Raw genomic sequence first — 12,403 nt, 5'->3', positions numbered from 1 at the left:
TCTTCACCTGCTTTTCAATTGATTTGCTAACTGTGCTTTTTGAATTTTACCAGTTGCATTTTTAGGCAATTCCTCTAGAAACACAATTTCTTTTGGAAGTTTATATTTTGCTAGAAATAAACGACAATGTTCAATGACTTCCTTTTCAGTTAATACACTCCTACTCTTTTTCACAATAAAGGCGATTGGAATCTCTCCCCACTTTACATGTTGCCTACCAACGACCGCTACCTCATATACCTCCGAAAGCTTATTAATGACCTGCTCTACTTCGAGTGGATAAATATTTTCACCACCGGAAATTATCATTTCTTTTTTTCTACCGACAATGTATACAAAACCATCTTCATCAACTTTAGCTAAATCTCCCGTATATAACCAACCATCTTGAATCGTTTCTTTTGTTGCATCTGGTCGATTCCAATACTCTTTCATTACATTCGGCCCTCTTATAAGTAACTCTCCAACTTCACCGATTTCAACCTTATTTTTATTTTCATCCATAAGTACATAATCACAAAACAGAACAGGTTTTCCAATTGAACCTACTTTACGTCTTGCATCTTCTTCTGAAAGCATAAATACGGTTGGTGATGTTTCAGTCATGCCAAAGCCTTGACCAAATAAAAATCCTCTATCTATAAATTCTCTCATCAACTCTTCTGGACATGGAGCACCACCGTTATAAAACCAGCGAACTGATTGTAAATTTGTAGTTTCAAACTTTGGGCAATTAATTAATGCTTGGTGAATAGTAGGTACTCCCATCACTACAGTCACTTTATGTTTTTCTATCATGGAAAGAGCTGTGGTTGGTTCGAATTTTTTCGGAATAATGATTACGCCACCTGCAAATAAAGTTGGAAATGCGAATAAACCAATCCCACCAATATGAAATAAAGGTAATAATACAATGGAGCGGTCGTGAATAGTTAAGTCAATCGCAAATGTATTATTAAGCGCATTCCAAAACATATTTTCTTGTGTAAGTACAGCTCCTTTCGGTTTTCCTGTTGTACCTGATGTATAACATATAATAAAGGATGCGCTTTCATTTTTCTCTTCAAAGTTGTCACTTTTTCTATCTTCTATTTCTTTTAAGCTTTCAATCGAAATAACTCTTTGTACGTACGATACCCTATGCATTGACAGTGCCATATTTTGAAATGTTTCCTCTACAAATAAAACTGTAGTTCCACTATCTTTTAACTGAAATATAAGTTCATTTTCTGTTAAGCGTATATTCAATGGAACAGCAATACATTCTACCTTTGCTATAGCAAACAAAAGTACAATATATTCCAAGCTATTTTGTGATAAAATAGCTATCCTTTCTCCTTTTTGCACATTTACATCGTAAATTAAATATGCTGCTACTTTACTTACATACTCATGTAACTGTTTATATGTCATTTCCTCCTCTTCTGTAATAATGGCAATGCGATCTGGATGTAAATAGGCCCGTTTTTCTATCCAATAAGCAATGCCTTGCATATTTTCCCCACTCCCTTATCTCTTTCTCAATCCTTCAAATATTAATGACATCGCTGCTTCAAATACATCTTCCGGAACATCTTTCTCTTCCCAATAACCCCATCGCATTCCTAGAAATTGCCCAATTGACATAAGACAATACGCAATTGTTTCTTTATCAAGTTGTTTAAACTCTCCCGCTTCCATACCAGCCGATAAACTTTTTAAAAATCCATTTGCGAGCTTTGCATAGTACCATCTATATAAATTTTCATCAACAACTACCGCCTGTTGTACAATGTTATATAGATTAGGACGATCTTTCACCCATCGAAAAAACGCCTGAAAACCTCTTCTTTGTGCCTCTTCATAACTTGATATCCCCTTCATTTCTTCTTTAATAATTAAGCGTAACTCACGGTTCAATCTGCGAATCAATTCATCAAATATGTCTTTTTTAGATGGAAAGTAATTATAGAAAGTTCCATGCGCTACCTTTGCTTCTTGTGTAATATTCACGATAGAAGCCTCGTAATATCCTTTACTACCAAACACCTCTTCTGCAGCACACAATAATTTCTCTCTCGTTTCTAACCCTTTTGTTGTTAGGTTTTTTACATCCATTATTATTTTTTCTGACACCTGAATCACCTCTTAGATTCGATTATAAACATAATTCTGAATTTTACAATTATTTTTATTAGACAAAATCCGCAAACGTTTTTCTATACCTCAACAAAAATTATCTACCTTTGACCAGCTATTAATTAATCAGAATTTTATAGCATACCCCTAGTCAAAATGAATAAACGCCCCGTCAGTTAACTTTTTTGCACTCCCCTCCTTCTTATAACACCATATATATTTAAACAACATTAAGAAGGAAAATCCATATTTTACAAAATCAAAATATGCTAATATAATAAATAAGTGATTATCACTTAAAAGTAACGGATATAAGTGAGAAGATATTGTTTTATATACTTAGGAGGAATCATAATGAATTTTAAACATGTACTCGCAACAGGCTTAATTAGCGCCACATTATTCGGCGCAACGAATGCTCACGCACAAACGGAACGTTTCATCGATGTACCAAAAGGGCATTGGTCTGAAGATTCGATTGACCATTTAACTGAACAAAAGGTCATGAATGGTTATGGTAACGGAAAATTTGGATTTGGGGACAATGTAACTCGTGGGCAAGTAGCTGCGATTATTTCAAGATACTTAAAACTAGAAAATACCGGATCTACTATTAAACATTTCTCTGATATTCATGGGCATATGTTTGAAAACAATATTAAAGCAGTTGCTCAAAAAGGAATCATGACAGGGGAAAATAGCACTGACAAATTTAGACCAGATGATACATTAACTCGATACGAAATGGCTGTTATTTTACAAAAAGCGTTTCATCTACCTGTAAAGACAAACGACCTTTTCTATGATGTTCCAAATAATTTTTGGGCAACAGACTCTGTTCGTTCATTGTATAGTAATGGAATTACAAAAGGAATTGGAAACTATCGATATGGCGGAGAAATGAATGTAACAAGAGAACAATTTGCAAAATTTATGTATAGCGCAATTAATGTAAACCCTTATTTTATTCCTGATTCTATTCCTGCGAAAGATGAGGATAAGTACAAAGAAATTGAGAATATACTGATTGATTCTGGATTTTTAAAAACCGATTATAACTATGTATATACTAAAACTGATCGTACATATGATGGCATTATGTATTTTAATTTTTCTCCTTATGATGACAGCGCATATAGAATGTATATTCATAGTGATGATTCTGTATTAAATGAGCCGGTGAAAAAAATTCTAAACACACTACTACCAACTAAAGCAGATTATCTATATAGTTTAATTAAAAATCCTACTGCAAGTTCTCGAACAATAGAATTAGATGGTCGCAAAATTGAATTTAGAAGAGACTCTAGTACTAGTATAAATGTTTATATTGGAAAACGAAAATACTAAAAGATTGACTATTTAAAATGAATACAAGTATCTATATGCTTATTCATAAAAAATAAAAAGGCTGCCCCATAAGTCGTTTTTACCAATTTATGGGGCAGCTCCCTTTAATGTTAATTAGAATTAAGTTCTACTTTCTCTAACCCTTCAGCCAATTGTTTCTTATCTAGCCCTTCCCCTATTACTACCAAGTTCGTCGGGAAACCGAAGTCTTGTTCCAATAAAGTTGGTACCCCAAATGAATATTGGAATAGGTGCGGGTATTTATCTCCATGGAATTTCACAAATCCTTTTACGCGATAAATACTGTCAGGTACATTCGAAAGCCATTCATATAATTTGTCTTGATCAATCGATTTCGTAAATTGATACGTCATCGTTTGTATATGTAAATGCTGTTTGACATGTAGTGTCTCATGTTCCTCATCATTCGTAAATTCAGCTTCTTCTATGTCTTCTAAAGATATATTACAATATTTTGTTTCAAACAATTTCGCATGATTATTTATCGCTTTCACTTCTTCAATTACTTTGTTCTTATCCGCATCAGTTAGTAAGTCTGATTTATTAATTAAAATGTGGCTACCAAACTTCAGTTGCTCATGCAATAATTGCTGAACGTTTGCACTTAATACACTTCGATTTAACCATCTTACTGCATCTAAAACGACTACAATTGATTTCACTTCTAAGAAAGGTGCTAAAATGGGTGATACACATGCATCTAACACTTCAATTGGATGTGCAACACCTGTCGTTTCTATATAAATGACATCTGGTCTTTCTTGCTGATATAACGAATGTAACTGTATTTCAAGCTCTTCTTTTAGCGTACAACAAATACATCCTTTCAGAAGCTCTCTTAAAACATTCTCTTTTCCAATAATATCGGTATCTACCGAGTATTCACCAATTTCATTCATTAATACTGCAACTTTTCTATTCTTCTTTTTCTCCGCTAACAATAAATTTTGTAATAATGTTGATTTTCCACTACCTAAAAAGCCACCTAATATATGAATTTCTACTTTATTCATTTGATCGACCATCCATTTCTTTATTTCAAACGTATTCAAAGCGTAATAATTACGATTTATATTTATCATTTTATTAAAAGAATGACCATTTGTAAACATAACAGATTCACTGTTCGTTTACTTCATGTGCAACCCTAACTCCAGACTCTATTGCTCCTTGCATCCATCCATGCGTTAATGTCGTATGCTCTCCTGCAAAGTGTACTTTGCCAGCTGGCGGCGTAATATACGGAAATAACTCTAACTCTTGGCCTGGTTCGAAAGCCGTAAATGCGCCGCAAGAATACGGATTTTTACTCCAGCTAAAAGATGTTCCAGTAACAAATTCACTATAGACGATGTCACCGTATATTTCTGCTAAATTTTTTAATGCGTAACGAATACGATCTCTTTGCGGGAGACTATCCCACGTTAACGCCTCATCTGCCCACGTATAACTCGCTAAAACGATGGCTGCCCCTGGTGTATGAATGCCATAACTCGGATAATATGTAAACCTTATAGGTAAATCTGTAATAGATTTACCGCCGTATTGTCCCGCTTTCTCCCAAAATCTACTTTTAAACTCTATCGCAATTTTAGTTGCAGCAATATAATTCAACTCACGAATTGCTCGTCTTTTATAATAAGAGAATAAATGATATGGCTGAACTTCTACAAACCGTAACGCTGAAAATGGAATTGTAATAATAGCACTGTCGCCTGTTACGATAAATGGATGTAACGTTTGCTCCTGACTTCCTTGCATCATTACTTTATTATCTTCTTGTATGATTTTCTCTACTTTATACGACATAAAAATATTATCTTTTAACTCGGGTAAAAATGAATTTGGTAATGCATCCATCCCGCCCGTTATTTCGTAATATTTTGTCGTTGAGGTAAAAAAGATCATTTCACGCAATACTTCAATTAAAGACATTCCCATATATGCTTCCATATCAAGAAGTACCCCAATCATATCTATTGCTCCGTCTGAATAATACTCAATTAAAAATGATCCCAGCGAATATGCTTTATACTTTTTTTCAACGATAATCCAATTTTTATTAGGATCTTTTTTTATAAAATTTAGTATTGGTTCTAATACTACTAACATTAATTCTTCGGCCGTTTTTCCCTTTTCGTTCTCTACATTTGGATATCGAAGTATACTTGGATTTTTTTCGAATATGCTCAATCTCGTTTTAATATTATTCGTATAAATAATATCTGAAGCGGTTTTATTTATAAACAGATTTAACGGTAATTTAAATTTGCGAATGTAAGCTAAAGTTAACTCATGCGTTTCAGGAATTCGCATCGGCCCTGCATTAAAATATAAACCAGAGCTAAATGGTTCACGAATCGTATATATTCTTCCGCCTATTCGGTTATTCGCTTCTAAAATTGTTATGTTATGACCTGCTTCTTTCAATAACGATGCTGCAACTAAGCCCGAAATCCCTGCACCAGCAATAATGATCTGCTTTGGATTCTTCGTTTTAACGAGCCCGACATTAATAATATGTAGCATTCTTTCCATCGTTAATGGCTGCATCATGCCCTTTTCTCCTTCAATAAAGGATTTTATTGCATTATATTCGGTTCACTTACTTACTATGTTTCATGCAAGAAATTGCACGGATACATTTTCAAATACTTGAATATCTTTTATAAAATGTAATAAACTAGATATGACTCTATAGAAGTAAGACGTATTATCTTACATATTAAAATCAATGAAATTGCGAGGAATTTTGAAATGAAAAAAGGTATTAACCGTGTTGTATTAGTAGGAACAGGAGCAGTTGGATGTAGTTACGCTTACTGTATGATTAACCAAGCTGTAGCTGAAGAATTTGTTTTAGTTGATGTAAACGAGGCAAAAGCTGAAGGAGAGGCAATGGATTTAAGTCATGCTGTTCCTTTTGCACCAGCTCCAACTAGAGTATGGAAAGGCAGCTACGAAGATTGTAAAGACGCTGATCTTGTAGTCATTACGGCTGGATTACCACAAAAACCAGGCGAAACACGTTTAGATTTAGTTGAGAAAAACGCGAAAATCTTTAAACAAATCGTTCGTAGTATTATGGATAGCGGATTTGATGGTATCTTCTTAATCGCAACTAACCCTGTCGATATTTTAACTTACGTAACTTGGAAAGAGTCTGGTTTACCAAAAGAACGTGTAATCGGTTCTGGTACAACTCTTGATTCTGCTCGTTTCCGCTATATGTTAGGTGAGTATTTCGATATTGGTCCTCACAACATTCATGCTTATATTATCGGAGAACATGGTGATACGGAACTTCCTGTTTGGAGTCACGTATCCATTGGTATTCAAAAACTACAAACACTTCTTGATAAAGACAACACATACACGCAAGAAGATTTAGACAAAATCTTCATAAATGTTCGTGATGCAGCTTACCATATTATTGAGCGAAAAGGTGCAACTTACTATGGTATTGGCATGTCACTTCTACGTGTTACTAAGGCGATTTTAAACGACGAAAATAGTGTATTAACAGTATCAGCTTACTTAGAAGGTCAATACGGTCAAAAAGATGTTTATATCGGCGTACCTGCTGTTTTAAATCGCGGCGGTGTTCGTGAAATTTTAGAAGTAGAATTAAGTGAAGAAGAAGAATTAAAATTCGATCACTCTGTTCAAGTATTGAAAGAAACAATGGCTCCTGTTCTTTAATCGGGTATTCAAAAAAGCAATCCAATTTATTTTGGATTGCTTTTTCATTGCTCGCTCATTGAAAACATCAGTTATTTTCTATTTTTTAATCAATTCCTCATTATTTACATTCAGTACATCTAATAAGAAGATAAAGATTGGTATACCAATAATAAGCCCCCATATTCCAAGGAAATGCTCTGAAAAGATGAGAATCATAAATGTATAAAAAATTGGTAAATTCGTTTTCGCAGACATGAACTTCGGGTTTAAAAAATAACTTTCAAGAGCATGGATTATCGTAATGAACACAAGTATGTATACAACGTACATAACTCCGCCTACGTTATAAGCAATAATACATAGCGGGAACAAGGAAATGATTACACCGGCAACAGGAATTAATCCTAGTAAGAAAATCATGACAGCTAATACGAGAAGCTGTGGAAATCCTAAAACGATTAATGCAATGACAGTAAGAATACAATTGACAACTGCAATTAAAAACTGTGCTTCAATTACTTTACCGAACGATCTTGCAAACCTTTCACCAAAATATGCAATCTCCTCATAAAAAACCCTCAAACTACTATCTTTAAATTTCGAAGTAAATGATATGATGCGTTCTTTTTCTAACAAGAAAAATAAACTTAAAATAAGAGAGAGTAGTATTTGCAAACTGACTTTTCCTATATTTGCAATCGATTGATATATGACATCTACACCTTGTTCTATATATTTTGATACTTCCATCCCATTAATTGTTGAAAGTGCATATTTAATGATCTCATTATCAGGTGGATTTTGAAAAAACAACCTAAACTGATAAATTAATTGGGAAATTTGTATCGTTAGCACAGGTAAGTATTTATATAATGTTGTGCCGATAAAAGTAACTAATATGATATACAAACATGCGATAACAATTTTCCGATTCACTTTCAATTTCTTTGAAATAAAACGTTGAAACCGATCCATTAAAAATGTAAGTATGAACGTAATTAATATTAAATTGATCATACTTTTTAATCCATATAATACAAACGCTACTATTATTAAAACGAGAAACCGTTGGAACCCTCTACTTCGAAAGAAATTTTTCACTTCATTCATTAAGATTTAACCTCCCCCTTCAATGGATGGAAATTGAATATATTACATTTTATGAACTTCTATAGACAATCTTTCTTACTAATTGAGAAGAATCCTTTTTTTCTTTTAATAATGTTAGATTCTTTTTATATTAGCCGACCAACATAATTTAGTGGCGCTCTTTTTTTCATTTATCCTTTTACAGTTTTGGTGATTTTCTATTTTTAGACTTCTGTTCATACGCATATCCTATATTGAACAGTTCTTTCTCACCGAATTGCTTCCCGACAAACACTGCACCTACTGGCTCTCCATTGTTATCATATCCTGCTGGCACCGCTAATTCTGGATAGCCAGCTACAGCTGATAGAAGAACTTCATCGTTGTTAATCATAACTAAAGCATCCAAACCTTTTTCTACTAAATACCTATCTAACTCTTTTCTTGCATTTTCTTGACTCGTTTGCACTACTTTTTGAAACTCATCTTTCGTTATAGCAGATTTTTCAGATCCCTCAATTAATGTTTGTCCATATTTTATTCGTCTATTACTATCTTTTTTATTAAACGTTATAATCTCTTCTAGCGATTTTACCGGTACATTTTTTTGCTTTGAAAGATAATCGTTAACATTATGTTTGAACTCATATTCTAATGTTTGCAGATTATCTACACCCCCATCGTTTAACTGAATATCATCAGTCAAGATCGCACCTGCATCTTGAAGGTCTTTTCTAATCTTTTCTGCTACTTCTTTTCTATTCTCATCTTGCCTATCTATTGAAAATAGTACGCCTACTTTTTTCCCTTTCAATCCGTCTATTGATAAGTCCTTCGTATAATCGATTCTTTCTTTATCTTTCATTTTTTCTGTCATAGCATCTTTTTCATCATAACTTACCATTGCGTTAAATAACTTTGCTGCATCCTTTACCGTCCTTGCCATCGGTCCTGCTGTATCAAGTGTTTCAGCTAATGGAATAATGCCTGATCTACTCACCATACCTAGTGATGGACGTAATCCAACTACTGATTGCTGCGTCGCTGGTGCTACAATTGATCCAGTCGTTTCCGTCCCGATTGCAAGTGGTGCAAAATCTGCGGCAACTACTGTAGCAGATCCAGAACTTGATCCCGATGTATCAAACGTAATCGGACCGTATGGATTCAAATTTTGTCCTTTTTTCCCGCTATATCCGCTAGGCATTGTAAAGGATAAATAATTTGCCCACTCAGACATATTCGCTTTTCCTAAAACGAAAGCACCTTCTTCTTTCAACTTCTTCACAATCGTCGCATCTTCATCTGCAATCCAATCTTTTAACACATACGTGCCCGCACTTGTCGGCATCACCTTTTCCGTTTGTACATTATCTTTTACGATAACTGGCATGCCGTATAAGTTCGACTTCTTATTGAAAGATCTTTCTTCATCTAACTTTCGTGCTTCTTCCATTGCATTTGGATTAATCTCTGTAACAGCATTTAATGATATTCCATTTTGGTCATGTTCTTGTATTCTAAAAAGGTAAATACTCGTTAACTCTTCATATGATAATTTCCCATCATCAATCATTTTTTGAAGCTCATCTACAGTCGCATTTACGACTTCTTTTTCTTTTATCTTTATATTTTCTATGTTAATGCCTTTCAACTGATTATGTATCGGTTTTAACACTCTATCTTTATCATATACGATACGCTCTGGTTCCTTTGGAAAATAATTTTTATACATGTAATACCCTCCGGCACATACCAACAGGACAATACCTCCAGCGATCGACAACGTTATCTTTACCCACTTTTTCATGTTGTTACCTCCACTCTAAAAGTTGCTAAATTGTATTGAAAAAGAGAGTTATCCTTGTAACTCTCTCTAATTGAAATGCTACATGAAAAAATGAAGAATTTCAATTTCATTACTTCTTTTTTTGCTTTTGCTTCGCTAATAATTCTTTCACCTGATTATATGTTAATCCTGAATTCTTATTTAAACGTTTTACTTCCTCAACATCAGTACCTACTACTGTATATTGTTTCTCATCATTCATTTTTCCACTTCCCTTTCTATTGCATTATTTCTAATATTTTTCCCCTAAACTTATATAAATTAATACAAATAAGGAAACTATACGAAATTCGATAGCTAAAGGGAATTCAGTTACATAAGAGGAAAAGACAAAAAAATGTCGAATGTATATATTTGTTGAATTTAAGGGTTTGGAGGGTACATTTTGAAAACATATGAGTTTAAAACATAACATTCCAACATTGGAAGAGTATAAATATTTATGTGATTCTGTTGGATGGACTAATTATATGAATTTTGAGGTGGCGGAAACTTCACTGAAAAATTCTATTCACTGCATCACAATCAATGATAATGAAAAAATGATCGGCATGGGAAGAATTGTTGGTGATGGATCTATCTATTTCTATATTCAAGATATAGTAGTTCATCCGGATTATCAGAAACATGGTATCGGGAAAGAAATCATGCATCGTTTAGTTACATACTTACATGAAAATGCCCCTGATAAGGCGTTTGTCGGTTTGTTTGCATCAGAAGGTAAAGAATCGTTCTATGAGAAATTTGATTTTAAAGATTTTTCACCAAATATGACGGGGATGTTTACTGTCATTTCAAAAACATAATAGATTTTTAATTGTAAGGAAAGGCTTCGGTTCATATAGAGGAATTTGTTCTTGCAGTAAAAGTTTAACTATTACATACGAAAGGAGAGTACATATATGGCTCATATGTACTCTCCTTTTATTTCGCTCTTTACATATTAAATTTCTTAATAAAATTTCACTACATCTTCAGTAGGTAAAAATGTTCTTTCTCCTGGTTGTTCATTTGGCTCTCCAAATGGCATTTGTCCTACTAAACTCCACTCTGCTGGAATGTTCCAAGTTTCTTTCACTTCAGCATCTACGATTGGATTGTAGTGTTGCAGGGATGCGCCAATTCCTTCAGCTGCTAATAACATCCATACTGTATGTTGTAACATTGCATTTCCTTGATGAGACCAGAATGGGAACTGATCTTTATATAATGGGGCATTTTCTTGCATTTTTTCTACTGTTGCTTGATCTTCAAAGAATAACACAGTCCCAACACCTGTATGGAAACCTTTTAATCTTTCTACAGTCGCTTCAAAGTTTTCTGCTGGTACGCGGGCTCTTAGTGTTTCTTTAACAATATCCCAAAACTTTTCATGCTCTCCATCCATTAATACAACCATACGGCCACTTTGCATATTGAAAGATGTTGGCGCGTGTAAAGCTGTTTTTAAAACTTCTTCAATTCTTTCTTTCGTAATTGCATCGTTTTTTGTTACTTTACGAATAGAACGACGGTTCACGATTGCTTCTTTTAAGTTTGTTGTAGTTGCTGACATGTTAATTCCTCCAAATATTTGTTTTATAATTTATTTTATTATTTCATAACAAGCGAATTAGCAATATCCATCTGTATTACACTGCATACCTTCAAATGAATTTGTTTTTTCCTTTTCAATTTCTTTATCAATTACTCTTTGTAGCGTTTCTTTACTAGCAAGTCCTTGAATGACTTCATCTCCAATCATGACAGTTGGAACAGCCATAATATTCGCTTCATCATATGCGTGCTGAATTGCTTCTTGATGCTTTTCTTTATATTTACGATTTACTAAAGCATCTTTAAATTCGGCTTCAGGAAGACCTACTTCTACTGCTAATTTTGTTAAAACATCAATATCTTCAATGTTTTGCTCTTCTTGGAAAATGCTGTGAATACACGGTGATGATACTCATTTCCAAGTCCACGTTCTTTCGCAAATTGACATCCTTCAAAAGCTAAATGTGTATATGGATGCGGAGAAACACGCGGCAAACGCATATCAATTCCTAACTTTTTCGCGGTTGGAAGAATGAAAGCATCCCATGAACCTAATTTTTCCGGCTCATTCCATGGATCTATTTTTGAATATGGACTTGGGCGTAATTCAAATGGCATCCATTCAATCTCTACATCATTCTCTTTCGCTACCTCATCTAATGGACCTTTTGCTAAAAAACAAAATGGACATATAAAATCTGAGTATACTTTCATTTTTACAGTCATAATTTTTACACCTTACCTTTATAGTTGTAA

The 12,403-nt window shown here is 33.8% G+C and carries 10 protein-coding genes and 2 pseudogenes; 3 read left to right on the top strand and 9 right to left on the bottom strand.

All coding sequences use genetic code 11. The features are described 5' to 3' along the window. Window positions 1–3: 3 nt before the first annotated feature. Both PDL00_RS07425 and PDL00_RS07420 read right to left on the bottom strand, forming a co-directional pair. Entirely contained in the window at window positions 4–1,494 is a 1,491-nt protein-coding gene (locus PDL00_RS07425; RefSeq protein ID WP_242255377.1) for an o-succinylbenzoate--CoA ligase, read from the bottom strand. Between the two features lie 15 nt (window positions 1,495–1,509). Continuing rightward, window positions 1,510–2,115: a TetR/AcrR family transcriptional regulator gene (locus tag PDL00_RS07420; protein ID WP_242255376.1), complete on the bottom strand. Its 606-nt coding sequence runs from the start codon at window positions 2,113–2,115 to the stop codon at window positions 1,510–1,512. Window positions 2,116–2,472: 357 nt separating this feature from the next. Between PDL00_RS07420 and PDL00_RS07415 the strand changes: the two genes are divergently transcribed. Further along, window positions 2,473–3,468, top strand: a complete 996-nt coding sequence (locus tag PDL00_RS07415; protein WP_242255375.1) for an S-layer homology domain-containing protein — start codon at window positions 2,473–2,475, stop codon at window positions 3,466–3,468. 110 nt (window positions 3,469–3,578) lie between these two features. Here the strand turns inward: PDL00_RS07415 and PDL00_RS07410 are convergent, their stop codons facing one another. Both PDL00_RS07410 and PDL00_RS07405 read right to left on the bottom strand, forming a co-directional pair. After that, a complete protein-coding gene (locus tag PDL00_RS07410) occupies window positions 3,579–4,502 on the bottom strand; it encodes a CobW family GTP-binding protein (RefSeq protein ID WP_242255396.1) in 924 nt (307 codons plus the stop codon). Between the two features lie 106 nt (window positions 4,503–4,608). Beyond that, window positions 4,609–6,045, bottom strand: coding sequence for a flavin monoamine oxidase family protein (locus PDL00_RS07405; RefSeq protein ID WP_242255374.1), 1,437 nt, complete (start codon window positions 6,043–6,045; stop codon window positions 4,609–4,611). Between the two features lie 201 nt (window positions 6,046–6,246). On the opposite strand from PDL00_RS07405, the gene PDL00_RS07400 reads away from it, so the two are divergent. Beyond that, window positions 6,247–7,191 (top strand): L-lactate dehydrogenase, encoded by a 945-nt coding sequence (locus PDL00_RS07400; protein WP_064476369.1) that lies wholly within the window; start codon window positions 6,247–6,249, stop codon window positions 7,189–7,191. A 78-nt stretch (window positions 7,192–7,269) separates the two neighbouring features. On the opposite strand, the gene PDL00_RS07395 is transcribed toward PDL00_RS07400, so the two are convergent. The 3 genes from PDL00_RS07395 to PDL00_RS07385 all read right to left on the bottom strand — a co-directional run bounded on the left by PDL00_RS07395 (window position 7,270) and on the right by PDL00_RS07385 (window position 10,313). Next, window positions 7,270–8,283: an AI-2E family transporter gene (locus PDL00_RS07395; protein ID WP_270728082.1), complete on the bottom strand. Its 1,014-nt coding sequence runs from the start codon at window positions 8,281–8,283 to the stop codon at window positions 7,270–7,272. Between the two features lie 178 nt (window positions 8,284–8,461). Beyond that, a complete protein-coding gene (locus PDL00_RS07390) occupies window positions 8,462–10,072 on the bottom strand; it encodes an amidase family protein (protein WP_270728081.1) in 1,611 nt (536 codons plus the stop codon). 109 nt (window positions 10,073–10,181) lie between these two features. Next, complete coding sequence (locus PDL00_RS07385; RefSeq protein WP_270728079.1) at window positions 10,182–10,313, bottom strand: hypothetical protein; 132 nt, start codon at window positions 10,311–10,313, stop codon at window positions 10,182–10,184. A gap of 183 nt (window positions 10,314–10,496) precedes the next feature. Between PDL00_RS07385 and PDL00_RS07380 the strand changes: the two are divergent. After that, window positions 10,497–10,917 (top strand): annotated as a pseudogene (locus tag PDL00_RS07380) (GNAT family N-acetyltransferase). 146 nt (window positions 10,918–11,063) lie between these two features. On the opposite strand, the gene PDL00_RS07375 reads toward PDL00_RS07380, so the two are convergent. Both PDL00_RS07375 and PDL00_RS07370 read right to left on the bottom strand, forming a co-directional pair. Continuing rightward, on the bottom strand, window positions 11,064–11,666 hold the full coding sequence (locus PDL00_RS07375; protein WP_001277029.1) for a nitroreductase family protein: 603 nt from the start codon (window positions 11,664–11,666) through the stop codon (window positions 11,064–11,066). A 57-nt stretch (window positions 11,667–11,723) separates the two neighbouring features. Then, window positions 11,724–12,373, bottom strand: a pseudogene (locus PDL00_RS07370) (DsbA family oxidoreductase). Window positions 12,374–12,403: the final 30 nt, after the last annotated feature.

It is taken from the genome of Bacillus cereus group sp. TH152-1LC (genome assembly GCF_027710505.1).
GTDB lineage: Bacteria > Bacillota > Bacilli > Bacillales > Bacillaceae_G > Bacillus_A > Bacillus_A mobilis.
The sequence above is the reverse complement of the archived record's forward strand: the minus strand, read 5'-3'. Positions and strand labels throughout refer to the sequence as shown.

Coding starts and splice junctions, on each gene's coding strand:
- PDL00_RS07425 (WP_242255377.1), bottom strand. CDS start 1,494: ATGCAAGGCATTGCTTATTGGATAGAAAAACGGGCCTATTTACATCCA.
- PDL00_RS07415 (WP_242255375.1), top strand. CDS start 2,473: ATGAATTTTAAACATGTACTCGCAACAGGCTTAATTAGCGCCACATTA.
- PDL00_RS07410 (WP_242255396.1), bottom strand. CDS start 4,502: ATGAATAAAGTAGAAATTCATATATTAGGTGGCTTTTTAGGTAGTGGA.
- PDL00_RS07405 (WP_242255374.1), bottom strand. CDS start 6,045: ATGATGCAGCCATTAACGATGGAAAGAATGCTACATATTATTAATGTC.
- PDL00_RS07400 (WP_064476369.1), top strand. CDS start 6,247: ATGAAAAAAGGTATTAACCGTGTTGTATTAGTAGGAACAGGAGCAGTT.
- PDL00_RS07395 (WP_270728082.1), bottom strand. CDS start 8,283: ATGAATGAAGTGAAAAATTTCTTTCGAAGTAGAGGGTTCCAACGGTTT.
- PDL00_RS07390 (WP_270728081.1), bottom strand. CDS start 10,072: ATGAAAAAGTGGGTAAAGATAACGTTGTCGATCGCTGGAGGTATTGTC.
- PDL00_RS07385 (WP_270728079.1), bottom strand. CDS start 10,313: ATGAATGATGAGAAACAATATACAGTAGTAGGTACTGATGTTGAGGAA.
- PDL00_RS07375 (WP_001277029.1), bottom strand. CDS start 11,666: ATGTCAGCAACTACAACAAACTTAAAAGAAGCAATCGTGAACCGTCGT.